The organism is Cryptosporangium arvum DSM 44712, assembly GCF_000585375.1.
GTDB lineage: Bacteria > Actinomycetota > Actinomycetes > Mycobacteriales > Cryptosporangiaceae > Cryptosporangium > Cryptosporangium arvum.
In genome coordinates this window covers 5,828,802-5,854,037 of sequence record NZ_KK073874.1, presented here as the reverse complement: position 1 = coordinate 5,854,037, position 25,236 = coordinate 5,828,802, and the positions used below count along the sequence as shown (strand labels likewise).

The following is a 25,236-nucleotide window of genomic DNA, read 5'->3' as shown; positions in this document are numbered from 1 at the left end:
TTCACGCCCCGCGATCGTGGATCCTCCGTCACGGCGCGCGCTCCGGCCGCGGCCTCGTCGGCCAGCGCGACCCGGGCTCGGGGCGGCGGTGCAGGCGGGCCAGGGCCACCCCGCCGATCGCCACCCACACCACGTTCAGCATCGTCGACGGCCAGGCGCCGTGGGCCGCGCCGTTGACGATCAGGCCGGCCGCGCCGACCAGGTTGAAGACGTGGTAGCGGCCGCCGCTCGGGATCCGCCCGAGCGACAGCAGCGCGTACCCGGCCAGCAGCGCCAGCGCACCGACCCACCCCGCGACCTCGGCCACGTCACACCACGACGTAGGCGCGCACCGGGAACGTGCCGAAGTTGCGTACCGGCGGCGGCGCGGCGTGCAGTCGCGCGCCGGTGTCGGGTACGGCGCCGAGGTTCGTGAGGTGCTCCAGCACCGGGATCTCGGCCGCGAGCAGCAGCGAGTGCGCGGGCCGGAACCCCTCCGGCGTCACCTGGTCGATGTTCACGCTGTCGATGCCGACGAGCGCCGCGCCCGCCTCCACCAGGAACCGCGCGCCGTCCTCGGACAGGTACGGCGCGTCCGCGGCGTACGCGTGCGTCCCCCAGCCCCGGTCGCCCCCGGTGTGCAGCAGCACGGCGTGGCCCCGCACCGATGATTCGAGCGCGGCGGACAGGACGGCCGCGTCGACCGCGCGCTCGGTGCACCGCACGACCACGGTCGGCAGGTCCGCCACCGACGTGAGCGGTACTCCGGCCAGGTCGGTTCCGCCCTCGTAGCGGTGGAACGGCGCGTCCAGGTACGTGCCGGTGTTGCCGACCATCGTGATGCGGTCGATCGCGAACTCGACCCCGGGCGCGTACACCTCCCGGGACGCTTCCCGGGTGAGGTGCGGGGTGATCTCCGGCCCCGGCAGACCCGGGTAGGTCGTCATGCCGGCGCGGATTTCGTGCGAGAGGTCGATCAGGCTCATGACGTCATCCTGCCGGTCGAGAGGCATGTAGTAGTAACGACAATTTCTGCACCAACCCTGTAGCGTCACTGAATGCCTCTCGATCCTCGCCGGCTCGCCGTGCTGCGCGCGGTCGCCGACGCCGGCGGTGTCCTCGCCGCCGCGAAGGTGCTGCACCTGACGCCGTCCGCGGTGTCGCAGCACCTCGCGCGCCTGGAGTCCGAGACCGGCGTGACGCTGCTCGACCGGTCCGGGGCCGGACGGCCGGTGGGGCTCACCCCGGCCGGGCGGCTGCTGGCCGACCACGCGGCCCGCCTCGCCGTCGTGCTGGCCGAGGCCGAGCGCGACCTGGCCGCGTTGACCGGTCACGTCACCGGCCGGGTGGTGATCGGCGCGTTCCCGACGCTGATCCAGCACCTGGTGGGGCCGGCCGTGGCGGCCGTGCACGCGGCCACCCCGCACGTCCGTGTCTCGGTGCGTGAACTCGACCCGGAGCCGGCGCTGGCCGCGCTCCGCGCCGGCGGCGTCGACCTGGTCACGACCGAGAGTTATGCCGACGCCGACCGCGCCGGTCTCGGCGGCACGTGGCTGCTCGACGATCCGTTCCGCGTCCTCACCCCGCCCGACTGGGGTGCCGACCTCACCGCCGCGTTCGGACGGCCGTGGGTGGGCAGCCCGCCGGGTACGGCCGTGCACGCGGCGCTCGACCGGCTCTGCGCCCAGCACGGCGTCGAGCTCGACCGGGAGCACGAGGTGCTCGAGTACCCGGCCGCGATCGCGCTCGTCGCGGCCGGGCTGGCGGCGGCCGTCGTGCCGGGTCTCGCGCTGCCCGACGAGCTGCCGCCCGGCGTCAAGGTCCTCGACGCGCCGGCGCTCGGGGTCCGCCGGATCGGTGTCCTCTCTCGAGCGGGCCGCCACGAACCCACTCCGGCGGCGCGGCTCGTGCTGCGGGCGATCACGGCAAAAGCCGCGAGTTCATCAGCGTGAACCATTGGGTAACGCAGAAAACAGCAGAACCCCCGATGCTGAGGAGAACCCCCATGGCCAAGACCGCGACGGCCACCAAGAGCACGAAGGCCACCAAGGCTACGAAGGCCACCAAGAGCGCGAAGACCACCAGCAGCGTGAAGAAGGGCCGCAGCGCGGTCACCGGCGAGTACGTCGACAAGAAGACCGTCGAGAAGAAGCCGAAGACGACGGTCGCCGAGAAGTCGTCGAGCAAGAAGAGCAGCGGTCAGAAGCGCAGCGCGATCACCGGCAAGTTCGTGAAGGACAGCACCGTCAAGCGTCACCCCGACACCACGGTGGCCGAGAAGGGCAAGAGCGCCAAGAAGGCGTCCAAGAAGAAGTAGTTAGCCGTATGTCCTAAAGGTCCTCGTGGGGCCGTGGCGTACAGATCGGACGCGTACGCTCGCATCGAATCTGACCGATTTGCGTGCGGAAGGCCTCCGATGGCAACGGACCGGATCCGTCGCGAAGGCGGCGTCGTGTGCCCCGACGGATTCGCGTCCGCGCTCTACGACACGCTCCAGGTCGGCGTCGCGGTGTTCGACGACGCCGGCCGCCTGGTGCGGGCGAACCGCGCTCTGCGAGCGCTGTACCAGCTCAGCGACGCCGACCACACGGTCGAGCGGCTGATCCGGGAGAGCCTCACCGACTCCGAGGGAACCGTGCTCGGCCCGGTCCACCACCCGGTGGACCGGGCGCTGCGCGGCGAGACCGTGGACGGCCTGAGTGTGCGGATCGTCGTCCCCGACGGCAGGGCGCGCCACGCCGACGTGAACGCCCGGCCGGTCCTGGCCCCCGACGGCGGGACGGTCGGCGCGGTCGCCGCGTTCCGCGACACGACGCTGCGCGAGCGCGCGACCCGGTTCCGCCGGTGCGAGAGGCTCGTGGCCCGTGCGCTGGCCGAGGCCACCACGGTCTCCGACGTCGGCCCGGCGCTGGTCCGGGCGGTCGCGGGCACGCTCGGCTGGCCCCACGCCCAGCTCTGGCTGGTCGACGAGGTCGCCGACGTCCTGCGCCTGGCCGCGCAGTGGGACGCGCCGGGCCGCACGCTCGAGGCGCTTCTCCCGCCGACGATCGAGCGGGGCTGGGGGATCGGCGGCACGGTCTGGGAGACCGGCGAACCGCTCTGGATCCCCGACCTGCTCTCCACCGACAAGGTCCCGACGAGCAACTTCCCGGGCCGGGCCCGCCGCGCCCACACGGTCGGGGTGCGGGCGGCGGTCTCGGTGCCGGTGCGTGACGGACGGCGGGTGCTCGGCGTCCTCACCTGCGTCGCCGACCACCGCGAGTACAACGGCGAACGGCTGGTCGCCCAGCTCGGCGGCATCGCCAATCAGGTCGGACACTTCCTGTCCCGGCGCCGGGCCGAGGAGCTGGCCTCGGAGCTGCACCGCAGCCGCGACGACTTCCGGACGCTGCTGCGTGCGTTCGAGCGCGACGGGCCCGCCGCCCGCGCCGCCCGCGACGACCTGCTCGATCTCGCCGCGCTCGAGGAGGGCCGGGCCGGTCTGCGGGTCGCCGAGCTCGACCTGGTCGCGGTCGTGGCCGCCGCCGTCGCGGCGCTGAGCCCGTCGATCCGCGCGTCGGTGCGGGTCGGCCGGCCCGAGCGGCTCCGGCTCCGGGGCGACGCCGGGCGCCTGCGCGACGCGGTCGACGCGCTGCTGGGGGCGGTGGCCGGCGGGGACGTGTACGTGCGGCTGAAGGGTGAGCCGGGCATCGCGGAGCTCACGTTGATCGGCGTCGGTGTGCTCTCCGACGATGCCGCCGGGACGGATCCGTCGGCGCCGGTCGAGGCCGCGCTGGGACCCCGGCTGGCGCTGGCGGTGGTACGGGCGCACGGCGGGACGGTACGGGTGTCGACCCGCTACCACCCGGACGTGACGTTCACCGTGCGGCTTCCGGTCGACGGCCCGCCGGCCCGGCCGCACCGGGAGTGACCCCGCCCGGATTGGCCGGATGCACGGCGGTCTTCTCGATCCGGGGCGGGTGTTCCACGGGCGGAGCCGGCGCCCCGAAGTAGAACCCCTGCCCGTACCGGCAGCCCAGGTCACGTAGCTGGCTGGCCTGCTCCGCGGTCTCCACGCCCTCGGCCACGGTCTCCAGGCCGAGCCGGTACGCCAGGTCGAGCACACCGTCGACCAGGATCACCGCGTCCGGCCCGGTGCCGAGTTCGCTGGTGAACGAACGGTCGAGCTTCACCACGTCCACCGGGAGCTGACGCAGGTAGTTCAGCGACGAGTAGCCGACGCCGAAGTCGTCGAGCGCCACCCGCACGCCGAGTTCACGCAGCTCGCGCAGGAGCCCGGCGGCCGCCTCCAGGTTGACGATCAGCGACCCCTCGGTCACCTCGACGATCAGTGCGCTGCCCGGCAGGCCGTGCTGCTCCATCGCGCGGCGCACGTCCCGGGGGAGCGTGCCCGAGGCCAGGTAGGCGGCCGACGCGTTGACGCTCACCACGAACTCCGGGTCGGTCTGCCGCCACGCCGCGACCTGCGCGATCGCGGTCCCGAGCACCCACCGGTCCAGCGCGGGCAGCAGCCCGACGTGCTGGGCGGCGGTGAGGAACTCATCGGGGGTCAGGCGCCCGCGGGTCGGGTGGTCCCAGCGCAGCAGCGCCTCGCAGCGCGGCGCCTCCTCGGCCATCAGGTCGACCAGCGGCTGGTACACCAGCGACAGCTGGCCGCCGCCGAGGGCGCCGCCGAGGTCGGCCTCCAGGCTCTGGCGGGCCGCGACGGCGGCCGAGAGCCGCTCGTCGAAGAGCCGGTAGTGGCCTTTGCCCCGGGCCTTGGCCTCGTAGAGCGCGACGTCGGCGTCGTGCAGCATCCGCTCGGACCGGCCGTGCGCGGCGATGCCGATGCTCGCGCCGACCGTCGCCGGGTGCCCGTCCAGCGACATCGGCGTGCCGATGCCGAGCACCAGGTCCTGAGCCAGCTCGACCGCGACCGGGGCGCCGCCGGAGTGCAGGAGCACGGCGAACTCGTCGCCACCGAGCCGGACCGGCAGTGCCACGTCGCCGAGCGGCTCGATCGCGCTGCGGATCCGCTCGGCGATCACCACCAGCAGCTGGTCACCGGCGGCGTGCCCGAGCGTGTCGTTGACGCTCTTGAAGCCGTCGAGGTCGATCATCAGCAGCGTCGGCGGCCCGTCCGGCGGCGGCCGGTCACCGGCCCGGGTGGCGCCGGGGAGCGCGGCCAGCGCGCGCTGGAGCATCGCCCGGTTCGGCAGGGCGGTCAGCGCGTCGTGCGTCGCCTCGAACACCAGCTTGGCGCGCTGCGCGGCCAGGTCCGCGGTGAGCCGCGCGTTGGACTGCAGCGCGAGGAACTGCCGGACCAGCACCCCCGCGGTCATGATCATCATCGCCCACATCACCGGCGGTTCGAGGGCGCGGCCGGTCAGCATGTACCCGCTCGCGGTCAGGTACAGGACACCCACGGGGACGTACGGCAGCAGGCCGCCGCCCGCGGCCTGCCAGGCGCGCTCGGTGTCCTCGGGCAGCGGTGCCAGCGCGGAGACCGCCAGCAACACGGCCGCGACCACGTAGGCGTCGAGCGCCCACGGCCGGATCCAGCCGTCGCCGGTGATCTCGCCGCCGATCTCCACCAGCAGGCCGATCGTCAGCACCGTGACGCCGGTCGTGATCAGCGTCATCGCCGACCACTGCCGGATCGGCTGACCGGCCAGCAGGACGACGCCGACCGCCAGGATGCCGGTGGCGCCCACCGGATAGGCGAGGTCCATGAACGCCGGCGACGAGCCTTTGACCCGGATCAGCGGCTCCAGGATGAGCATCCAGACGACGCCGGCCAGCGCGGTCGCGGCCACGACGCCGTCGAGCAGCATCTTCAGGCGGGCGAACCGGTCGCGGGGCGCGCCGGGGATCGAGAGCATGCCGATGACCGCGAACACCATCGCGCTCAGGTTCAGCACGTTCGCGATCAGGCTCCGCTCGGGCGCGGTGCCGGTGGCGACCGCCGGCAGCCCGACCGACACCTCGGCGTACCCCCAGCACGCGAGCGCGATCGTCGTCGTCGCCCACACCCGCCGCGCTCGTCCGCGCGCGCGTGCGGCCGTCCAGCCGTGCAGCACGGCTCCGCCGCCGGTCAGCAGCATGATCGTGGCGCTGTACAGCGAGTCGGTACGGATGGCCGGGACGTGCAGGCAGACCAGCACACAGAGCAACACCAGCGTTGCGACCGCACGGCCGACCGGGCGTCCGGCACGCGCCATGGGCCGCCCCTCTCCCCGATCGCCGTACACACGTCACCCGGTGCATCGGCAGCAATCGGGGGCGACTTCGTGAAACCGGCCGCCGGGTCGCGGTTCCGAGGTGCCGGTGGTCGCCGGTTGCGTCAGAATGAGAGGTGGAACGTCCGGTTGCGGGCTGTTCCCGAGGTCAAGCAGTCGGCCCGTACGACGAACACCGTTCGACGACGACTGAATGCAGGAGTTCCGTGGACGACGTCTTTCCTCCGGCTCCGTTGGCGACCCCCTCCCAGCCCGACGCCGTGCAGTGGGTCCGCTACGACCGGCTGCTGCTGGTCTGGTTGCGTGGTGCGATCGACCTCGAGCACGCGGCCGTGCTGGACCGGGTCCGCACCGTGGCCGGGCGCGACGACCGGGTGGTCGTCGACCTGTCCGCGGTGACGTTCTTCGGAGCCACCGCGCTGAACTTCCTCTCCGGGCTGGTCGAGCGGGTGTATTCGCCGGTGATCATCAGCGGACTGCCCGATTTCATCCGTGAGATTCTCATCCGTACCGGCATGAACGGGATGGTCTCTCTTCCCGTGCGGTAAACCCTGTCGTGCGCTGTCAGGGTTTGCGGTGACGCTGGTGTCCATGGATCTCACCGGAAAGATCGCTCTCGTCGCCGGCGGCACCCGCGGGGCCAGCCGCGCGATCGCCGTCGAACTCGGCCGGGCCGGCGCGTTCGTCTACGTCACCGGCCGGTCGACGTCGGCCGGTCGCTCCGAGGTCGACCGGCCGGAAACGATCGAGGAGACCGTCGCGCTGGTCGAGGCCGCCGGCGGGAAGGGCACCGCGATCCGTGTCGACCACCTGGTCCCCGACGACGTGCGTGGCCTGGCCGCCACGATCGGGGCCGCGCACGGACGGCTCGACGTCCTGGTGGACGGCGTCTGGGGCGGTGACCACCACCTGCAGTGGGGCAAGCCGGTCTGGGAACACGACCTGGACGCGAGCCTCCGCATGCTCCACCTCGCGATCGACGCCCACGTGATCACCGCACACGTGTTGTTCCCGCTCGTCGTCGCGGCGGGGGACGGCCTGGTCGTCGAGCTGACCGACGGGATCCCTGAGTACGACGCGGTGTTCCGCCAGGGCACGTCGACGGCGTTCTACGTAGCCAAGACCGCCGCGCACCAGCTGGTCAAGGCCGAGGCGTTCGAGTTGGCCCCGTCCGGCGGCACCGCGGTCGCGTTCTCGCCCGGGTGGCTGCGGTCGGAGGCGATGCTCGAGGCGTTCGGCGTGCGCGAGGACAACTGGCGCGACGCGCTGGCCACGACGCCGCACTTCGCGATCTCCGAGACGCCGACGTTCGCCGGGCGCACGGTCGCCGCGCTCGCCGCCGATCCGGACCGGCACGCGCTCAGCGGGCAGTCGCTCGACAGCGGCCTGCTCGCGAAGCGGTACGGCATCGACGACGTCGACGGCAGCCGTCCGGACGGCTGGCGCTACATGATCGAGGTCGAGCGGGCGGGGCGGCCCGCCGACGCGGAGACGGTCGCGAAGTACCGGTAGTCCGCCGTTCTGCGGCCCGGCGGCCGGGCTGGCAGGCTGAGCCGATGGAGTCAGTCTGGGACTACCCCCGCCCGCCGCGCCTCGAGCGAACCGCGAGCCGGGTCACGATCGTGCACGCGGGCCGGACGATCGTCGACAGCGACCGGTGCTGGCGGGTCCTGGAGACCTCGCACCCGCCGGTGTACTACGTGCCCCGCGACGACATCGCCGCCGGGGCGCTGGAACCCGGGGACGGCCGGTCGTTCTGCGAGTTCAAAGGCATCGCCGAGTACTGGGACGTCGTCGTGGGGGAGACCCGGGTGCGGCGGGCAGGCTGGTCGTACCCGGACCCCACGCCCGCGTACGCCGAGCTCACCGACGCGGTGGCCTTCTACCCGAGCCGGGTCGACGAGTGCCGGGTGGCCGGCGAGGTGGTCCAGCCGCAGGACGGCGACTTCTACGGCGGCTGGATCACCGCCGACGTCACCGGCCCGTTCAAAGGCGCGCCGGGCACGCTGGGCTGGTGAGCGCTCACCCGCCGTGGCGGCGGGCGATCTCGGCCGCGATCCGCGCGAAGGACGCCCGGACCGCGGCCGGCGTGAGGATCTCCACCTCGGTGGCCAGCGGGAGGAGCTGACCCACCGCGACGTCGGGCGACTCGAGCCCGAGCGTGACCTCGCGCCAGCCGTCGGGACCCGGTGGGCCCGCGGTGGCGAGCGCCTGCTCGGCGACGTCGGCCGGAAGGGTCTTCGGGAGCCAGCGGTAGCCGCGAGGGCTCAGCCGGACCCGCACGTCGGTGCGTTGCAGCGACCGTTCGAACGCCGCCGACGAGGTCTCCCACCACTCGGCCAGGTGGAACGACCCGGGGCGCTCGGCGGGCTCGTCTAGCTCGTCGGCCGACGTGACGCGACCGACCCGGTAGGTGCGGACGGTGCCCTCGACCGCCGCGACCAGGTACCAGACGCCGGCCTTGAGGACGAGCCCCAGCGGGTCGACCGTGCGCTCCACGGTGCCGGTCTCGCGGCGGTAGGAGATCCGGAGCCGGCGGGAGTGCCAGACCGCACCCGCGACGGTGGCCAGGTGGTCGGTGCCGTCGGCGGTGCGGAACCAGTCCGGTGCGTCCAGGAGGAAGCGCTGAGCCAGGTGTTCGGCCTGGTCGCGCAGCTCCGGCGGCAGCGTGGCGGCGACCTTGGCGTGCGCGGCCGTGACCGCGGTGCCCAGGCCCAGCTGCGCGAGGGCCTGCGGGGCGCCCATCGCCAGCAGGGCCACCGCCTCGCGTGAGGTGAGGCCGTCCAGGCGCGAACGCCAGCCCTCGACGAGCCGCACCCCGCCGTGGCGGCCGGTCTCGGTCCAGAGCGGGACACCGGCGTCGCGCAGAGCGACAAGGTCGCGGTGCAGGGTGCGCTCGGAGACGCCGACGGCCTCGGCGAGCTCCGGAACGGTCGCCGCCGAGCGCCGCTGGAGGATGAACAGGAGGGCGACCAGACGTTCCGCGCGCACCCTTGTTAGGTTAGCCTTCGTGAGCGCCTCATGACCCCTGACCTGGGGAAGCCGGTCGTCAGCGTGGCGGAGCTGCGGGAGCTGATCCCCGACCCCCACCCCCACATGAAGCAGAAGTCGATCTCGGTGATCGACGAGGAGACCCGGCGATTCCTGTCGTTCTCGACGTACTTCCTGCTGGCCACCGTGAGCGCCGACGGGCGCCTCGACGTGTCGCCGCGGGGCGAGAAGCCGGGCGGCGTGCTGGTGCTCGACGAGCGGCACATCGCGTTCGGCGACCGGCCCGGCAACCGCCGGATCGACAGCTTCCGCAACATCGTCGAGCGCTCGTCGGTCGGCCTGATCTTCCTGGTGCCGGGCTACCGGGAGACGGTGCGGCTCAACGGGCGCGCGACGATCGTGCGTGACGCGCCGTTCCTGGCCGACCTGCCGGGCTCCCGCCTCGACGGCGACCAGGGGACGTCACCGCGCCTGGCGACGGTCGTCGAGGTGGACGAGATGTTCCTGCACTGCGGGCAGGCGCCGACGCGGGGCGGGATCTGGAAGCCCGACACGTGGCCGTCCTCGGAGGACCTGCCGACGGTGAAGGAGATCTTCTTCAGCCAGTCGGCGTACTGGCCGGAGCCGCTCCCGGGTGTGGAGAAGCGCTACCCGACGGCCTGACCGTCCGGTCAGGAACCCTCGACCGTGGTGCGGATCCAGTCGGCGGCCGCGTCCACCCGCGCGGTCGTCTCCTCCAGGTCGTGCGGGCAGTCCGGGCCGGTGCTCTCGGTCGACACCACCTCGACGCCCTCGGCCGTCTCGCGGAAGTAGGGCGCCCCGGAGTCGAACAGGCACGCACCGGTGCTCGGCGACGGCTCCTTGCCCGAGACGCCGACCGTCACGTCGGCGACGTTCTTCACCTCGACCAGCCCGGTCTGCAGCTGCTCGGCCGGCTGGGCCGACACCCCGTCGAGCGCACCCCACCCGGTCAGGCGCAGCACCTCACCCGCGGTCGGTGCCGACGAGGCCGGCCGGATCGGCTCGATCCCGTCCACCGGCCGCTCCAGCTTGGCCAGCGAGATGTCGTTCACCGGCGACTGCGCCACCTCGACGACCTTCAGGTCGACGCCGCCCTCGCCGGTGGCGTGCACCCGGCCCAGCGTCGCGACCGTGTCGTAGGGCACCGGGCCGCTCACCAGGTTGCCGTCCACGTCGTGGAAGCAGTGCCCGGCGGTGAGGATCCACTGCGGAGCCACCAGCGCCCCCGAACACGCGCTGTCCCTGGTCGCGCCGTCCGGCGTCGGGATGCCGGTCATCGTCAGCTTGGTCGCGAACCGGTACTGGCCCTCGTCGACCGGCACGCCGTTGGCCACCGCCTGCGCGGGCGCGCTCCCCACGAAGAGCACTGCACCCACGGTGACAGCGGACAGAGCGAGAGCCGGGAGCGAGCGCATGAGGACCCTTCAGTCGGTGATCGTCGCTCACCTTCCTAGCGTGGAACTGAGCGTAACGCTCGTGAATGGACGGATTTTTGTCACCTGGTGTGGGGAGAGTCGCCCCGGGGTGGTGGCGGGGTGCCGTGCTGCCACCACACCGCGCCACACTCCGCACACGCCAGGTGCTGCGCGTCATCCGCCTCGACCCCACCGGCGTCGTGCACGCACCACGGCCGGCCACGCACGATCCAGCCCCACTCGATCGCGGCGCTTCCCACCGTGACGCCCATCACCCCACGCTAGATCCGCCGGCCGCCGTTTACGTCCCAATGCCGAATCTGATTTCCGTTCACAACGGTGACCGGGTGTGGTGACGCCCCTCCTCCGCGTCGACGTGGGCGTGGCAGCCCGGGAGCGACGCTGACGGTGGTGGATTCGCTGCGCGGCCTGCGGCGGCAGGTTCTCGCCCGGAGCTTCGACGGGTTCAGGCCGGCCTCGCCGAGATGGGTGTGCTCCCGCGCCCGCTGCGCCGGTCGGTCGACGACGTCGCCGGGCTGCTCGACCTCGAGGCCGGTCCGACAGATCTGCGGGGCCGGGCGTCCGGTTCCCGCCCCGGGCGAGCGGCCTGCGGACGCACCCCGGGCGGGCCACTGTCCTCGTGGCGATCAAGGTCGTGCCGGCCGCTCGATGGGGACGCCCGGGCGAGGCGTGACCTCGATCCCGACCGGCTCCGCGCGTTCCGGGTCGATCTCCGGGATGCCGCCGGAACTCCGCGGACCCGAGCTCGGGCGGGAGCAGGACTTCACGCACGCCGGGCGAACACCTTGCCGGGGTTGAGGATGCCGGCCGGGTCGAGCGCCTGCTTCACCGCGTGGTGCATCGCCTGCACCGCGGGCGCCAGCTCCTGCTCGAGCCCGTCGCGCTTCAGCAGCCCGACGCCGTGTTCACCGGTGACCGTTCCGCCCAGCTCCAGCGCGTCGGCGATGATCTGTTCGAACGCGCCCTGGGCCCGGCGGCGGGCCGCGTCGTCGCCGGCGGGGGTGATGATCAGCGGGTGCAGGTTGCCGTCGCCGGCGTGGGCGACGTTGGCGATGAGCACGTCGTGGCGCCGGGCGGTCGCCTCGATCCGGCCGAGCATCTCCGGCACCGCGGCCCGGGGGACGCAGACGTCCTCGGTGAGCACCGGGCCCAGCCGCTCGAGCGCGGGGTAGGCCAGCCTGCGGGCCGCGAAGAGCGCGTCGGCCTCCTCCTGGTCGGTCGACCGGGCGGCCCAGGTGGCTCCGGCACGTTCGAAGCAGGCGAGCATGGCGGCCGCCTCCTCCTCGCCGGCCAGGCCGGGCGCGTCGGTGCGGCCGAGCAGGATCACGTCGGCGTCGGCCGAGAGACCCATGTTCTTCCAGGCGTCGACGGCCTCCAGGCAGTGCCGGTCGACGAGCTCGAGCGCGGACGGCACGACGCCGGCCTCGCCCACGGCGCGGACCGCCTCGCCCGCCGCGACCAGCGACGCGAAGTACCCGGCCACGGTGTGCTCCGGGGCGCGGGCCGGGCGCAGCCGCACGGTGATCTCGGTGACGATGCCGAGCGTGCCCTCGGAGCCGACGATCAGCCCGGCCAGGTCGTACCCGGCGACGCCCTTCGCGGTGCGGCGGCCGAGGCGCACCCGTTCGCCGGTGCCGGTCACGACCTCCAGCGCCAGCACGTAGTCCCGGGTGACGCCGTACTTCACGCAGCACAGCCCACCGGCGTTGGTGGCGACGTTGCCGCCGATCGTCGACCAGGGCGCGCTCGCCGGGTCGGGCGGGTACCACAGGCCGTGTTCCGCCGCGGCCGCACGCAGGTGGTCGTTCACGACGCCCGGCTGGACGACCGCGAGCCGTTCGGTCGGGTTGATCTCGACGATGTCGGTCATCTGCTCGGTGGAGAGCACGACGCACCCGTCGACGGCGTTCGCACCGCCGGAGAGGCCGGTGCCGGCACCGCGCGGAACGACCGGCACGCGGTGGCGCAGGCAGGCCTGGACGACCGTCCGGACGTCGTCGGTGGTGCGGGCGCGGACGACGAGCAGCGGTGCGCCGGCCGGCGCCCACGCGGCCTCGTCGCGTGCGTACGACGCCTGCACGTCGGGGTCCTCGATCAGGCGCTCCGCACCGAGCGCCGCACGCAGTTCGTCGACAAGCATCGTTCGATCCTGCCGTGTGTCCAGCTCTACCGCGAGTGTCGGGCTAGGGGGAATGCCCGGGAGACCGCGGTCGGTGGGGTGACGAGCCTCGCGCGCGGCTGCGCGAACATGGTGGGCGGCTGCGCCTGACAGTTCGTTCCACTGTGTAAGAGATGCTCCCGGGGCGTCTCGGAACCGGCAGCATCAGGGGCGTGCTGAAACTCGACGTGATGCTCTCGGACTCCGTCGTCGACGCCGCCGACCGCGCGCGGGCGCTCGAGGCCGCCGGTGTGGACGGCGTCTTCACGTTCGAGAACTCGCACGACCTGTTCTTCCCGCTGGTCGCCGCGGCGCCGGTCTGCGAGCTCGACCTGATGACGAACGTCGCGATCGCGTTCCCGCGCAGCCCCGTGCACCTCGCGCACGCGGCCTACGACCTGCACCTGCTCTCCCGGGGGCGGTTCCGGCTGGGGCTCGGCTCGCAGGTCCGGGCGCACGTGGAGAACCGCTACGGCGCGCCGTGGGGCCGGCCGGTCGCCCAGATGCGTGAATGGGTGCGGGCCACCCGGGCGATCCTGCGTAGCTGGCAGGACGGCACCCGGCTGGACTTCCGCGGCGAGTACACCCGCCACACGCTGATGCCGCCGACGTTCAACCCGGGCCCGAACCCCTACGGCGTCCCGAAGGTGCTCGTCGGAGCGCTCGGGCCGCGGATGAACCGGATGGCGGCCGAGGTCGCGGACGGCGTCCTGGTGATGCCGTTCAACTCCGCCCGGCACATGCGTGAGCGCACCTGGCCGGCGATCCGCGCGGGGCTGGCCCGCGAGCGGGCGGAGTTCGAGGTGACCGCCGAGGTGATCGTCGGCGTCGGGCGCACCGGCCCCGAACGCGCGGTCCGCGGGCTGCTGGCCTTCTACGGCTCCACGCCCGCCTACCGCCCGGTGCTCGACGTCGAGGGCTGGGGTGACCTGCAGCCCGAGCTCAATGCCCGCTCGAAGCGTGGCGAGTGGGCGTCGATGGCCGAGCTGATCACCGACGAGATGGTCGACACGCTCGCGGTGTGCGGCACCCCCGACCAGGTCGCGGCCGAGATCGTCGCCCGGTACGGCGACTGCGACCGGATCTGCGCGTACTTCCCCGGTTACGCCATCGACGACGACCTGATCGCCGAGGTCGCCACGGCCCTGCGCACCGCCGTGCGTGATTCAGACGTTCGGCCAGGTCACCCGGGGCGGATCGGCTAGCCGGCGGGGTCGCTACCGTGAGCCGCCTCCGGGGCGAAAGGTGACCGATGGCGGCGCATGACGCTTTCATTACCTATGCATGGGCCGAGGGCACCGGCGTGGCCTCGGCGCTCCAGCGTGCGATCCGGACGATCGGCACCCCGTGGTACGGAACGGGCACGCTGTCGGTCCACCGCGACACCACCGACACCGAACCCAGCGGCTCCCTGCGTTCCGACCTGTTCACCGAGCTGGACGCCTCCCGCTACCTGATCCTGCTCGCGTCCCCGAAGGCGGCGCGCTCGCGCTGGGTCGAGCGCGAGGTCGGACACTGGCTCAGCGGCGCCGGCACCGCGGCGCTGCAGCCCGGTGACGCCCCCAACCCGATCGACCGGCTGATCCTCGTGCTGCTCGACGGCGAGGTCCACTGGGGCCGCGACGACTTCGACTGGTCGCGCACCGACTGCCTACCGCGGGCGCTGTCCGGCCGCTACGCGGCGCGGCCCCGGTACGTCGACCTGCGGTGGGCGGTCGGCCGGGACGACCTCTCGATCCACGACCCCGACTTCCGGTCCGAGGTCGCCACGATCGCCGCGCCGATCGTGCACACGTCCCGGCGCGAACTGCTGGGCCGTGACGTGCGGGAACGTGGGCGTGCCCGGCGCGCCGCGCTGAGCGCGATCGCGGTGCTGGCCCTGCTGCTCGTGGTGTCGCTGGTGATCTCCGGCGTCGCGGTCGTCGACGGCCGCTCCGAGGCGCGGGCGCACGAGCGCGCGGCCGCCGACGTGCGGGCGATGGCGGCGAGCGCGTTCCTGCGCGACGCCGTCCGGCTCCGCACGAGCGACCCGGGCCGCGCGCTGCAGACCGGTCTCGCGGCCCGCTACCTGACGCCCGGCCCGGAGGCCTCGGCGGCGCTCACCGAGGCGCTGCGCGCGACGCCGTTCGCCGGTGCGGTGACCACCGGTGGCCCCGTGGACGCGGCCGTCCTGAACCCCGGCGTCCTGCTCACCCGGGGGCCCGACGGCGCGCTGTCGTCGTGGAGCCTCGATCCGTTCCGGCAGGGCGCCCGGACCGCGGTGACGGGCACCCGGCTGGCCGCGAGCGAGCGGATCGCCGCCGTCGACACCGAGCTCTGGGATCTCACCGGCACCCCGCGCCGCGTCGGCACGGTGCCGCTCACCGGCGTCAGCGCGCTCGGCTTCGCCCCCGACGGCCGGACGCTCGCGACCGGGGGACCGGCCGGTCAGGTCCGCCTCTGGGACGTGTCGGTCCCGTCGGCACCGGCGCCCCGCGGTGTCATCGGCGGCGGCACCGAACCGGTCACCGCGGTGGCGTTCAGCGAGGACCTGCTCGCCTACGCCCGGAGCGGGACGGTGCGGATCTGGGCCGTCGCCGACGGGACGCCGACCGCGCAACTGGCGACGATCGACGGCCTTCCCGACGTCGCCGACCTGGTGTTCAGCCCCGACGGGCAGCGGCTCGCGGTGGCGACCGGCACCGGCGTCCGGCTCGTCGACGTCGCGGAGCCGTCCGCGCCCGGCACACCGGCCGCGGTGCGCGGGACCGGCCGGCCCACCGTGCTCGGCTGGTCGGCCGACGGGAAACGCCTGGCCGGCGGCGGCGCGAACGGCACCGTCACGGTCTGGGACACCGGCACCCGCGCCGCCGTGACGTCGGTGTCGGTGCAGCACGGAACCGTGCTCGACGTGGCGTTCCAGGGCACCACGCTGCGCAGCGTCTCGGCCGACGGGAGCGTCGTGCGCTGGGACCCGGCCCCGGCCGCGGTGCCCGACGGCGACGCCGCCCTGACCGGCGAGGCGTGCCGCCGAGCCGGCGGGGCACTGCCCCGGGACGTCTGGGAGTCCTACGCGCCGGGCGTCGAGTACCACGACACCTGCGCGTCCTAGGTCGCGAGTTCCACCCGGCAGGTGCCGGGGACCGCGAGAAGCCGGTGGCGCGGTCGCGCGCCACCGGCTCTCCTGGTCGCGTCAGGACCCGGTGGTTCCGGCGCTCGGCCGGGTCAGGTCGTAGACGGTGACTCCGCCGACGGTCGTCGCGGTGAAGTTCTCCTCCACCCACTGCGTGATCTGCGACGACGTTCCCTCGCCGCCGCGGTTTCCGAAGCCGCCGCCGCCGGAGACGAAGTAGTGGATCCGGCCCTCGCTCACGTACTGCTGGAAGGCGGCGAGCGTCGGGGTGGGGTCGGTGCCGTTGAAGCCGCCGAGCGCCATCACCGGGTCGCCGGTGGCCAGCTGGTAGCCCGACGCCGCGTTCGACCCGACGGTCGCGGCGACCCAGGTGTAGTCGGACGCGTCCGCGGTCAGCAGCGCGGTGAGCTCGGCGCTGGGTGTGCTGCCGGTGAGCAGGTTCCCGCCGCCCATCGACGGCCCGCCCGGCTGTCCGCCGAACCCGTTGCCCCGGGAGCCGCCCGGCCACTGCTGCTGGTTCCCGTTCCCGCCGGGCAACGGGTTCGCGTTCCCGCCCGGTAGCTGGTTCCCGTTCCCGCCCGCTAGCTGGCCCGGCTGCCCGCCGCCGGGCATGCCGCCGCGGGTGCCCGTGCCCCCGGGCCCGCCGGCCTGACGTCCGCCGAAGCCAGCGAAGCCACCGGACGGACCCGCACTCGGAATCGCGCCGGAGTGCGGCTGCGACGCGGTCTGCACGGCGTACGCGGCGGGAGCCGCGACACCGAGCAGCAGCGCGGCGGCCGCCATCGCGATCGCCACCCGGCGCGCGAGCCGGGGCGTGAACGCGAGCCCGGCCGCGACGCCCAGCCCGCCGACCAGCACCACCCACCGCAGCCACGGCTGCCAGTCGGCCCGGCCGAGCAGCACGAACGCCCAGACCGCGGTCGCGCCCATCGCGACGGCGAGCACGGCCCGAGCGGCGTCCTCGCCGCGCAGCGTCCACACCGACACCGCACCGATGCCCACCACCGCACCGATCGCCGGCGCCAGGGCCACCGTGTAGTACGGGTGGATGATGCCTTGCATGAAGCTGAAGATCAGCCCGGTGAGCACCAGCCAGCCGCCCCACAGCAGCATCGCCGCGCGGGTCCGGTCGGTCCGCGGGGCCCGCGCGGTGAACCCGAGCACCGCCACCAGCAATACCAGCGCCGCCGGGATCAGCCAGCTGGCCTGAGTGCCGAACTCGGAGTTGAACAGGCGCAGCAGGCCGGTCTCACCCCAGGAACCCGCGCCTCCGCCGCCGGGCGTGACGCTGCCGGCCTCGTCGCCGGAGAGTCGGCCCAGCCCGTTGTAGCCCAGCACCAGGTCGAGCACGCTGTTGGTCTGCGAACCACCGATGTACGGGCGGCTCGAGGCCGGCCACAGCTCGGCGATCAGCACCCACCAGCCGGCCGCGGCGATCAGGGCCACGAACGCGACCACGAGCTGGAACAGCCGCCGGCGCACCGACGTCGGCGCGACCACCAGGTACACGATCGCCAGCACCGGCACGACGACGAACGCCTGCAGCATCTTGGTGAGGAAGCCGAACCCGATCAGCACACCGGCCAGCGCGAGCCAGCGGGTGCCGGCGCGCACCGCGGCGGCCTCGATCGCGCGCATCGTCGCGTAGACGGCGCCGATCAGCAGCAGCACGAGCAGCGCGTCGGGGTTGTTGAACCGGAACATCAGCGTGGCGACCGGCGTCAGCGCCAGCACCGCACCCGCGATCAGCCCCGCGACCGGGCCCGACCACCGGCGCACGGCCAGGTACAGCAGCCCGACGCCGGCGACGCCCTCGAGGGCCTGCGGCACCAGGATGCTCCAGGCGTTGACGCCGAAGATCCGGGCCGAGAGCTCCATGACCCACAGGGCGGCGGGGGTCTTGTCGACGGTGATGAAGTTGGCCGCGTCCGAGGAGCCGAAGAAGAAGGCCTTCCAGCTCTCGGTGCCGGCCTGCACCGCCGCCGAGTAGAAGCTGTTGGCCCACCCGGACGAGCCGAGATCCCAGAGATAGAGCGCCGCGGTGCCGGCCAGCAGCACCAGCAGCGCCGGCCGGATCCAGCGCGGATCGTCCTCGCGGCCGCGGAGCAGCCGGGCGAACCGGCCGCTCGGGCGCTCGGGCGCGGGGTCGGCGAGGGCGGGGCGGGGCCCCGAGGTCAGAGCGGTCATCACTGTTCCCGGATCGGAGCCGTGCGCCGGGGGTGGAAGACCCAGGCGCGGAAGAGGAGGAAGCGGAGGATCGTCGCGGCGAGGTTCGCGCCGATCAGGACGGCCAGTTCGACGCCGCGGCCGGGAGCGCTCACCGCCGCGTGCAGCACCGAGAGCGCGCCGGTGGTCAGCGCCAGGCCGAGCCCGAACACGAGCAGCCCCTCGAAGTGCTGCCGCCCGCGCCGGCCGGCACCCCGGACGCCGAACGTGAGCCGCCGGTTCGCGGCGGTGTTGGCGACCGCGGTGACCAGCAGCGCGAGCAGGTTCGCGGTGAACGCGCCCACCACGCCGCGCAGCGCCACGTAGAGCACGAGGTAGGCCAGCGTGCTCGCGACCCCGACCCCGCCGAACCGGATCAGCTGGCGCACCAGCCGGGATTCGACGCCGGGCGCGACCTCGGGCGTCTTCAGCGACGCGCGCACGGTGTGCAGCGGCACCGCGCCGGTGGCCAGACCCCGCCCGAGGCGCCAGACTCCTTTGAGGTCGGCGACGGCCGTGGCCACGATGTCCACCCGGCTGTCCGGGTCGTCGACCCAGTCCACCGGCACCTCGTGGATCCGCAGCCCGGCGCGCTCGGCCAGCACCAGCATCTCGGTGTCGAAGAACCAGCCGGTGTCCTCCACCAGGGGCAGCAGGCGCCCGGCGACGTCGCGTCGGATCGCCTTGAACCCGCACTGCGCGTCGGAGAAGCCGGCCTGGAGCGTGCCGCGCAGGATCAGGTTGTAGCAGCGCGAGATCACCTCGCGCTTGGCTCCGCGCACCACCCGGGAGGCCCGGGACAGCCGGGTGCCGATGGCCAGGTCGGAGTGGCCCGAGATCAGTGGCGCGACCAGCGGCAACAGCGCCGCGAGATCGGTCGACAGATCGACGTCCATGTAGGCCAGGATCGGTGCGTCCGAGGCCGACCAGACCGCCTTGAGCGCCCGTCCGCGGCCCTTCTCCGGTAGGTGCACGGCCGCGACGCCGGACAGCTGCCCGGCCAGCCAGTGGGCGATCGCATAGGTGTTGTCGGTGCTCGCGTTGTCGGCGACGGTGATCCGGAACGGGTAGGGGAACGTCGCGGTCAGGTGGGAGTGAAGGCGCCGCACCGAGCCCTCGATGTCGTGCTCTTCGTTGTGGACCGGGATCACTACGTCGAGCACGGCCCGGCCGGCCTTGGCGGCGACTTGTACCGCGTCCTCATCGAGGGTCGTGATCGTCATGCTCCGACAATCGACCGCGGACCTGTCGAGCGAATGGGGCTGGGCTGGGCACTCGCTGTGAACCTAACTACTAATGTGCTAGTACTTTAGTAGAGACGAGGGAGGTCGCATGACGTCGACGCTGGAGACGACGGGGCTCGGCAAGCGGTACGGGCTCCGGCGCTGGGGATTGCGTGACTGCTCGTTCGCGGTGCCGCCGGGAAGTGTGGTCGCGCTGGTCGGTGCGAACGGCTCCGGCAAGTCGACGTTGCTGCGCCTGGCCGCCGGGCTGACCCGGCCCAGCGAGGGCGTCGTCCGGATCGACGGAGCCGCGCCCGGGCGCGTGCGTGACCGGATCGCCTACGTCGGCCAGACCAAACCGCTCTACGACGGGTTCACCGTCGCCGAGATGGTCCGGTTCGGGGCCGCGACGAACCCCGGCTTCGATCGGCGCGGCACCACCGAGCGCCTCCGCGGGCTCGGTATCCCGCTCGACCGCGGCGTCGGCCGGATCTCCGGCGGCCAGCGCACCCAGGTCGCGATCGCGCTCGCGCTCGGCAAACGGGCCGATGTCGTCCTGCTCGACGAGCCGATGGCCGACCTCGACCCGCTCGCCCGCCCGGCGCTGCTCGGCGAGCTGATGGCGACCGTCGAGGAACGGGGCTGCACGGTGGTCCTCTCCTCGCACGTGCTCACCGAGCTGACCGACGTCTGCGACTCGCTCCTGCTGACCAACGAGGGTTCGCTCCAGGTCTCCGGGCGGATCGACGACCTGATCGGCGGTCACCGGCTGCTGGTCGGGCCGGCCGAGGTGTACGCGGGGGGCGGCCGGGTCGGCGCGCACCCCGTCGTCTCGGCACGCACGACCGAGCGCCAGGCCACCGTCCTGGTGCGGTGGAGCTCCGCGCCGGTCGACCCCCGCTGGGACGTGCACGAGGTGACGCTCACCGACGTCGTCCTCGGCTACCTGCGCAGCCCCGGTGCCGTCGTCGCGCCGGAGCTGGTGGCGGCATGAGCGGCTTCGCGACCCTCACCTGGCTCAACCTGCGCCGGCTGCGCGGGCCGGCCGTGCTGTCGGCCCTGCTGGTCGCGGCGTACGCTGCGGTGGTCACCGGGCCGCGCCCGCTGGCCTCCTGGTACCTGGCGGCGGGCGACTTCGCCCAGCCGTCCGCCGTCATCCCGCTGTTGTTCGGCGCCGGTGTCGCCGCGCCGATGCTCGCCCGCGAACAGCAGCGCCGCACGATCGACCTGGCCTACACCCAGTCGATGCCCCGGGCGGTGTGGCTTGCGGCCCGGATCCTGCCCGTGCCGGCCCTCGCGGTGGTCACGGCGCTCGGCGCGCGGGCCGCGTTCCGGCTCCCGCCCGGCAGCGACCTCATCCGCCACCTCTGGTGGCCCGGCGGCGGCGCGGTCCGGATCGGGTTCCTGCTCTTCAGCGTGGCGCTCGGGTTCTGCGCGGGCGCCGTGCTCGGCCGCACGCTGCCGGCGATGGCCGTCACGGTCGTGGGCTTCCTGTTCGTCTGGTACGGCGGAGTGGTGATGCCGATCGTCCGGGTCCTGGTGCCGGAGGAGAACAGCGTCATCCCGGGGAGTTCTCCCCGGACGGTGCTGGCCTTCGCCGTGGTCCTGTACGTGTTCGCCGCGGTGCTGCTCGCGGTGACGTTCGCCTGGATGACCCGGAAGGTGCCGCGCTCATGATCTGGGTGACCTGGCGTCAGCAGCGCGCGCTGCTGGCCGGCGCGGCCGCCGTCGTCGCCGGCTTCGCGCTGATCGGGCTGCTGGAACACCACGGGCTGGTCGGCGCCTTGAACAACGGCAGCACCACCCGCTCGATGGCCGCCTTCCTCCCGGCCGCGCTCGGCGTGTTCTGGGGCGCGCCGCTGCTCGCCCGCCCGCTGGAGAACCACACCGCCGATCTGCTCTGGCCGGTCGCGCGCCTGCGCTGGCTGGCGCTCTCGCTGCTGACGCTCGGTGCGGCGACGCTGGGGGTCGCGCTCGCCGTCCGGGTGGTCCTGGCGTGGGTGCTCGACGGCCGGTTCAACGACCACTACCGGTACGACGTCGTGTCGGTGGCCGCCCTGGGCTTCGCGGTGTTCGCCGTCGCGCTCGGCGCGTTCGTCGGCGCGGTCATCGGACGGGTCGAACCGGCCATGCTGGTCACGCTCCTGGTGTACGCGTTCGTCCGGTTCGTGGGGGGCCAGGTGCGCGACGGCGACGGATCGTGGGGGCGCTGGCAGGAGGTCCGCTGGGCCGAGCTCGGCTGGTACGGCGCCGCGGCGGTGCTGCTGATCGCCGGGACGTTCGCGGTCGTCGCGCGGAGGGGGACGTCGTCGTGATCGAGTTCCGCCTGGACCGCACCTCCGGCGTCACCACCTACCTTCAGCTGGTGCAGCAGGTGAAGGACGCGCTGCGGCTCGGCGTCCTCGGGGCCGGCGACCAGCTGCCGACCGCCCGCGCGGTGGTCGCCGCGCTGGCGATCAACCCGAACACGGTGCACAAGGCGTATCGCGAGTTGGAGCGCGAGGGCCTGGTGGAGTCGCGGCAGGGCCAGGGAACGTTCGTGACCCGATCGCTGGCGTCACCGGCGCTCGACGCCCATCCCGCACTGCGCGAGTCGCTGCGCGAGTGGCTGACCGCCGCCCGCACCGCCGGCCTGGACCGCGAGGCGGTGAACGCGCTGTTCACGACCGCGACCCGAGAGATCTTCACCGAGGTGGCGTGATCCGGCGGACGGCGTGACCGCGGGGTGCCGACGGGTCCGGCGGATCGTCTACGGTCTGCGTTCGATCGAACTCGAGCTGACGATCACCGACGACGGGGACCCGCCCCCGGAGTGGCACCCGGGCCTGGGTATCCGGTCACTGCGCGACCGGGCCGAGGAACTGGGCGGCACCGCCGAGGTCGGCCCGGTCCCGGGCGGGTGGGCCGTCACCGCCCGCCTGCCCCGCGGACGCCGGGAACCGGTCCGCTCCGGAACCTGATCCCGGCGATCCGGGCGCGGTCAGGCCGGGACCTGGCTCATCACCTCGGCGGTGAGCGCCACCGAGCGCAGGCGTCCCTCGACGGTGGGGGCCTGGTGGGCGGTGATCAGCTCGTCGGCGTCGGACTCGACTTTGAAGTTCTCCAGGTACGTGCGCACGTGGTCGGGTGTACCGATCGCGGCGTAGGTCATCATCGCGTCGAGCTGCTGGCCGGCGCCGGAGGCGAGCAGCGCGTCGGTCTCGGCTTCGGTGAGGTTGCGGCCGCGGCCGAAGAGCAGGCGCGCGCGCGAGCGGCGGGTGACCTCGTGCTGGGCCCGGGCGTCCGCCTCGGTGTCGGCGGCGAGCACGTTCACCCCGGCGATGACGTAGGGCTGCGCGAGCTGCTCGGAGGGCTGGAACTTCTCGCGGTAGATCCGCACCGCCTGGGTGAGGGCCTGGGGCGCGAAGTGCGACGCGAACGCGTACGGCAGGCCGAGCGCGGCGGCCAGCTGCGCGCCGAACAGCGACGAGCCGAGGATGTAGAGCGGCACGTCCGAACCCTTGCCGGGGAACGCGTTGACGCCCGGCACGCGGGTGTTGCCGGTCAGGTACCCCTGCAGCTCCTGGACGTCCTGCGGGAACGACTCGGCCGAACTCGGGTCGCGGCGCAGCGCGTACATCGTGTTCTGGTCGGAGCCGGGGGCGCGGCCGAGGCCCAGGTCGATCCGGTCGGGGTACATCGCGGCGAGCGTGCCGAACTGCTCGGCGATCGTCAGCGGGGAGTGGTTGGGCAGCATGATGCCGCCGGCGCCGAGGCGGATACGCGTGGTGTGAGCGCCCACGTGCGAGATCAGAACGCTCGTGGCCGACGACATGATCGCGGCCATGTTGTGGTGCTCGGCGTACCAGACCCGCTGGTAGCCGTGTTCCTCCGCGGTCTGCGCCAGCGCGACGCTCGCCGCGATCGCGCTGGAGGCGGACTCGCCCGCGCCGACCGGCGCGAGATCGAGGATCGAGAGCGGCATGGTCATGGCGGGGCCTTCCGGGACGACGAGCGGAGAGTGTCTCCGTTTACACCGTAGCCCGCGGTTCGCCCGACCGCCGGTGCGGTGCGGCACACCGGCCGGCGCCGCGTCGGTCAGCGCAGGCTGCGCAGGATGCTGACGACGCGGCCCAGGATCGTCGCGTCGTCGGCGTCGATCGGGGCGTAGTGGGGGTTCTTGGGCAGGAGCCGCACGTGGCCGTCCTCGACGTGCAGCACCTTGACGGTGGCCTCGCCGTCGAGCATCGCGGCCACGATGTCCCCGGTCTCGGCGGTGGGCTGGCGCCGCACGACGACGAGGTCGCCGTCGCAGATCGCGGCCTCGATCATCGAGTCGCCCCGGACCCGCAGCGCGAAGAACTCGCCGTGGCCGACCAGGCTCGCCGGCAGCGGCAGTGCCTCCTCGAAGTTCTCGTCCGCGGTGATCGGCGAGCCCGCGGCGATCGCCCCCACCAGCGGCACCAGCGTGGTGTCCGCTCCGGCCCGTGCGTCGCGCGCGTCCACCGCCCGGGCGGCGCGGCTGTCCCGGCTGATCAACCCGAGCGTCTCGAGGGCGCGCAGGTGGTGGGCCACCGAGGAGGTCGAGCTCAGCCCGACCGCGACGCCGATCTCGCGGATGCTCGGCGGATAGCCCCGGGCCGGCACGGTCCGGCGGACGAAACCAAGGATCTGCTGCCGGATCGGCGTGAGTTCGGGCGGTGCCATACACCAACCCTACGACATTTTTTCGATCACCTGTACTAATGCCGGGTGGTGAGACGATGAGCGCTATGGGTAGGCGAACCCGGGCAGTGTCGCTCGTCCTCGCGATCGTGGCGGGTGTGACGGCGTGCTCCGGTGACGAACCGACGCCCCGGGCCACGCCCGGTGAATCGGCCAACTCGTCGGCCACCGCGGCGGCGTTCGCGGCTCCGCCGTTGAAACTGCCCACGGTGGCGGCCGGGCAGGCGTGCCCGCTCTCGGCGTCGAAGGCCTGGTCCGGCCCCGGGCAGGCGACGCGTGTGCTCGGCAACGGGCCGCTCTACCCGATCGCCGACTACTTCCGCGAGGGCGGTGCCACGCTCGACCTGCGTCCCGACGACGAACAGCCGGACGGCACGTACGGCAAGAAGGTGCGCTGGCTGAGCGTCGGCTACAGCGGGCCGGTGCTCATCCGCGGGGGGCGGCTCGACGGGACCGGCCGGGCCGAAGGCCGGTTCCTCTACTGGGGCGAGCCGCGTGACGACGGCTGGTTCGCGGTGCTCCCGGAGGAGGAGTACGTCGATCTGCCAGGGGCGACGACGGTCAGCGGCCCCGGGTGCTTCGCGTTCCAGGTCGACGGCACGAACTTCAGCACGACGATCGTGTTCAGCGCGGTGCCGGCCCGCTGAACCGCGCGCGGACCGTGGCGGCTCGGCCGGCCAGGACCGTGTCGGGGTCGAGCCCGAGCGGAGCGATCGCCGCGCGGGCCGCGCCGATCACGTCCGCCAGGCGGGCGGCAGTGTCCTCGTCGTCCAGTCGCGCGGACGCGGTTCGCCCGACCGCCGCGGTGAGCCGGAGCAGGACGCCGACGAAACCGTCGGCGCCACCGTCGACGAGGTCGCTGCCGGCCGCCGGGCGGCCGGACCCGGGCAGGCTGAGCGAGGCCGTCGCGGCGGCGAGTGCGACGTCGGCGAGTTCGTCGGCGACGTCGGCCGGGGTGTGGGTGTGGCCCTTGCGGGGGTTCTGACCGGTCGCGCCGATCCAGGCCGCCCACACCTCGCCGAGTTCCTCGGCGACCTTGCCGACCCGCGCCGACACCTCGTCGGGTGAGCGGCCGTTGTGCGCGTCGAGCCAGGCGACGGCCGCCCGGGCCGCGGCGGTGACATCGTCCATCGCGGCGGCATGTTACTCGCCAGTAGTGAGATCCGCAATTTCTTCTATCTCTCGGTTT

General features: G+C 73.4%; 27 protein-coding genes. 15 read left to right on the top strand and 12 right to left on the bottom strand.

All coding sequences use genetic code 11. The features are described 5' to 3' along the window. Positions 1-28 precede the first annotated feature (28 nt). A complete protein-coding gene (locus CRYAR_RS26845; protein WP_051570996.1) occupies positions 29-307 on the bottom strand; it encodes a CBU_0592 family membrane protein in 279 nt (92 codons plus the stop codon). 1 nt (position 308) lies between these two features. Next, on the bottom strand, positions 309-965 hold the full coding sequence (locus CRYAR_RS26840) for a cyclase family protein (protein ID WP_035856095.1): 657 nt from the start codon (positions 963-965) through the stop codon (positions 309-311). Positions 966-1,037: 72 nt separating this feature from the next. Between CRYAR_RS26840 and CRYAR_RS26835 the strand changes: the two genes are divergently transcribed. The 3 genes from CRYAR_RS26835 to CRYAR_RS26820 all read left to right on the top strand — a co-directional run bounded on the left by CRYAR_RS26835 (position 1,038) and on the right by CRYAR_RS26820 (position 3,889). Then, entirely contained in the window at positions 1,038-1,931 is an 894-nt protein-coding gene (locus tag CRYAR_RS26835; protein WP_035856092.1) for a LysR family transcriptional regulator, read from the top strand. A 53-nt stretch (positions 1,932-1,984) separates the two neighbouring features. After that, positions 1,985-2,296: a hypothetical protein gene (locus tag CRYAR_RS26825; protein ID WP_211247655.1), complete on the top strand. Its 312-nt coding sequence runs from the start codon at positions 1,985-1,987 to the stop codon at positions 2,294-2,296. Between the two features lie 99 nt (positions 2,297-2,395). After that, positions 2,396-3,889 carry a PAS domain-containing protein gene (locus CRYAR_RS26820; protein ID WP_035856083.1) on the top strand — a complete coding sequence of 498 codons (1,494 nt, stop codon included), beginning with the start codon at positions 2,396-2,398 and terminating at the stop codon, positions 3,887-3,889. Here the strand turns inward: CRYAR_RS26820 and CRYAR_RS43705 are convergent. Further along, on the bottom strand, positions 3,837-6,179 hold the full coding sequence (locus tag CRYAR_RS43705) for a putative bifunctional diguanylate cyclase/phosphodiesterase (protein ID WP_051570995.1): 2,343 nt from the start codon (positions 6,177-6,179) through the stop codon (positions 3,837-3,839). The genes CRYAR_RS26820 and CRYAR_RS43705 overlap by 53 nt on opposite strands. 224 nt (positions 6,180-6,403) lie before the next feature. Between CRYAR_RS43705 and CRYAR_RS26810 the strand changes: the two genes are divergently transcribed. The 3 genes from CRYAR_RS26810 to CRYAR_RS26800 are packed head-to-tail and all read left to right on the top strand — an operon-like array spanning position 6,404 to position 8,215. Next, the gene (locus CRYAR_RS26810; protein ID WP_035856080.1) at positions 6,404-6,745 is read left to right on the top strand and encodes an STAS domain-containing protein; all 342 of its coding nucleotides are present in this window, start codon (positions 6,404-6,406) and stop codon (positions 6,743-6,745) included. A gap of 43 nt (positions 6,746-6,788) precedes the next feature. Then, entirely contained in the window at positions 6,789-7,709 is a 921-nt protein-coding gene (locus CRYAR_RS26805; RefSeq protein ID WP_035866546.1) for an SDR family oxidoreductase, read from the top strand. 44 nt (positions 7,710-7,753) lie between these two features. After that, positions 7,754-8,215 carry a DUF427 domain-containing protein gene (locus CRYAR_RS26800; protein WP_035856076.1) on the top strand — a complete coding sequence of 154 codons (462 nt, stop codon included), beginning with the start codon at positions 7,754-7,756 and terminating at the stop codon, positions 8,213-8,215. 4 nt (positions 8,216-8,219) lie between these two features. Here the strand turns inward: CRYAR_RS26800 and CRYAR_RS26795 are convergent, their stop codons facing one another. Continuing rightward, the gene (locus CRYAR_RS26795) at positions 8,220-9,188 is read right to left on the bottom strand and encodes a helix-turn-helix transcriptional regulator (protein WP_035856074.1); all 969 of its coding nucleotides are present in this window, start codon (positions 9,186-9,188) and stop codon (positions 8,220-8,222) included. A 30-nt stretch (positions 9,189-9,218) separates the two neighbouring features. On the opposite strand from CRYAR_RS26795, the gene CRYAR_RS26790 reads away from it, so the two are divergent. Beyond that, positions 9,219-9,851 carry an MSMEG_1061 family FMN-dependent PPOX-type flavoprotein gene (locus tag CRYAR_RS26790; RefSeq protein ID WP_051570994.1) on the top strand — a complete coding sequence of 211 codons (633 nt, stop codon included), beginning with the start codon at positions 9,219-9,221 and terminating at the stop codon, positions 9,849-9,851. Between the two features lie 8 nt (positions 9,852-9,859). On the opposite strand, the gene CRYAR_RS26785 is transcribed toward CRYAR_RS26790, so the two are convergent. The 3 genes from CRYAR_RS26785 to CRYAR_RS26780 all read right to left on the bottom strand — a co-directional run bounded on the left by CRYAR_RS26785 (position 9,860) and on the right by CRYAR_RS26780 (position 12,785). Next, positions 9,860-10,585 carry a S1 family peptidase gene (locus CRYAR_RS26785; RefSeq protein WP_245620507.1) on the bottom strand — a complete coding sequence of 242 codons (726 nt, stop codon included), beginning with the start codon at positions 10,583-10,585 and terminating at the stop codon, positions 9,860-9,862. 119 nt (positions 10,586-10,704) lie between these two features. Beyond that, the gene (locus tag CRYAR_RS47560) at positions 10,705-10,896 is read right to left on the bottom strand and encodes a hypothetical protein (protein ID WP_157018081.1); all 192 of its coding nucleotides are present in this window, start codon (positions 10,894-10,896) and stop codon (positions 10,705-10,707) included. 512 nt (positions 10,897-11,408) lie between these two features. After that, entirely contained in the window at positions 11,409-12,785 is a 1,377-nt protein-coding gene (locus tag CRYAR_RS26780) for an FAD-binding oxidoreductase (protein WP_035856069.1), read from the bottom strand. 194 nt (positions 12,786-12,979) lie between these two features. Here CRYAR_RS26780 and CRYAR_RS26775 point away from each other — a divergent pair, with 194 nt between their 5' ends. Together CRYAR_RS26775 and CRYAR_RS26770 are read left to right on the top strand one after the other, a co-directional pair. After that, a complete protein-coding gene (locus CRYAR_RS26775) occupies positions 12,980-14,008 on the top strand; it encodes a TIGR03617 family F420-dependent LLM class oxidoreductase (RefSeq protein ID WP_051572200.1) in 1,029 nt (342 codons plus the stop codon). A gap of 47 nt (positions 14,009-14,055) precedes the next feature. Continuing rightward, positions 14,056-15,894, top strand: a complete 1,839-nt coding sequence (locus CRYAR_RS26770) for a toll/interleukin-1 receptor domain-containing protein (RefSeq protein ID WP_084700978.1) — start codon at positions 14,056-14,058, stop codon at positions 15,892-15,894. Positions 15,895-15,975: 81 nt separating this feature from the next. On the opposite strand, the gene CRYAR_RS26765 is transcribed toward CRYAR_RS26770, so the two are convergent. Together CRYAR_RS26765 and CRYAR_RS26760 are read right to left on the bottom strand one after the other, a co-directional pair. Further along, entirely contained in the window at positions 15,976-18,102 is a 2,127-nt protein-coding gene (locus CRYAR_RS26765) for an ArnT family glycosyltransferase (protein WP_084700976.1), read from the bottom strand. Continuing rightward, positions 18,102-19,343: a bifunctional glycosyltransferase family 2/GtrA family protein gene (locus CRYAR_RS26760; protein ID WP_035856060.1), complete on the bottom strand. Its 1,242-nt coding sequence runs from the start codon at positions 19,341-19,343 to the stop codon at positions 18,102-18,104. The genes CRYAR_RS26765 and CRYAR_RS26760 overlap by 1 nt, the downstream gene beginning before the upstream one ends. A gap of 109 nt (positions 19,344-19,452) precedes the next feature. Between CRYAR_RS26760 and CRYAR_RS26755 the strand changes: the two genes are divergently transcribed. The 5 genes from CRYAR_RS26755 to CRYAR_RS26735 are packed head-to-tail and all read left to right on the top strand — an operon-like array spanning position 19,453 to position 22,303. Next, a complete protein-coding gene (locus CRYAR_RS26755) occupies positions 19,453-20,337 on the top strand; it encodes an ABC transporter ATP-binding protein (RefSeq protein ID WP_035856058.1) in 885 nt (294 codons plus the stop codon). Next, positions 20,334-21,020 carry a hypothetical protein gene (locus CRYAR_RS26750; RefSeq protein ID WP_035856055.1) on the top strand — a complete coding sequence of 229 codons (687 nt, stop codon included), beginning with the start codon at positions 20,334-20,336 and terminating at the stop codon, positions 21,018-21,020. Before CRYAR_RS26755 ends, CRYAR_RS26750 begins: the two co-directional genes overlap by 4 nt. Next, entirely contained in the window at positions 21,017-21,658 is a 642-nt protein-coding gene (locus CRYAR_RS43700) for a hypothetical protein (protein ID WP_051570993.1), read from the top strand. The genes CRYAR_RS26750 and CRYAR_RS43700 overlap by 4 nt, the downstream gene beginning before the upstream one ends. Beyond that, a complete protein-coding gene (locus tag CRYAR_RS26740; RefSeq protein ID WP_035856052.1) occupies positions 21,655-22,044 on the top strand; it encodes a GntR family transcriptional regulator in 390 nt (129 codons plus the stop codon). Before CRYAR_RS43700 ends, CRYAR_RS26740 begins: the two co-directional genes overlap by 4 nt. A gap of 13 nt (positions 22,045-22,057) precedes the next feature. After that, positions 22,058-22,303, top strand: a complete 246-nt coding sequence (locus CRYAR_RS26735; RefSeq protein ID WP_035856049.1) for a sensor histidine kinase — start codon at positions 22,058-22,060, stop codon at positions 22,301-22,303. A gap of 20 nt (positions 22,304-22,323) precedes the next feature. Here the strand turns inward: CRYAR_RS26735 and CRYAR_RS26730 are convergent, their stop codons facing one another. Both CRYAR_RS26730 and lexA read right to left on the bottom strand, forming a co-directional pair. Then, on the bottom strand, positions 22,324-23,313 hold the full coding sequence (locus CRYAR_RS26730) for an LLM class flavin-dependent oxidoreductase (RefSeq protein ID WP_035856046.1): 990 nt from the start codon (positions 23,311-23,313) through the stop codon (positions 22,324-22,326). A gap of 107 nt (positions 23,314-23,420) precedes the next feature. Beyond that, the gene (lexA, locus tag CRYAR_RS26725) at positions 23,421-24,029 is read right to left on the bottom strand and encodes a transcriptional repressor LexA (RefSeq protein ID WP_035856044.1); all 609 of its coding nucleotides are present in this window, start codon (positions 24,027-24,029) and stop codon (positions 23,421-23,423) included. Between the two features lie 65 nt (positions 24,030-24,094). Between lexA and CRYAR_RS26720 the strand changes: the two genes are divergently transcribed. Further along, positions 24,095-24,694, top strand: a complete 600-nt coding sequence (locus CRYAR_RS26720; RefSeq protein ID WP_157018079.1) for a hypothetical protein — start codon at positions 24,095-24,097, stop codon at positions 24,692-24,694. Here the strand turns inward: CRYAR_RS26720 and CRYAR_RS49140 are convergent. Further along, positions 24,672-25,178, bottom strand: a complete 507-nt coding sequence (locus CRYAR_RS49140) for a MazG-like family protein (protein ID WP_051570992.1) — start codon at positions 25,176-25,178, stop codon at positions 24,672-24,674. The genes CRYAR_RS26720 and CRYAR_RS49140 overlap by 23 nt on opposite strands. Between the last annotated feature and the right edge of the window lie 58 nt (positions 25,179-25,236).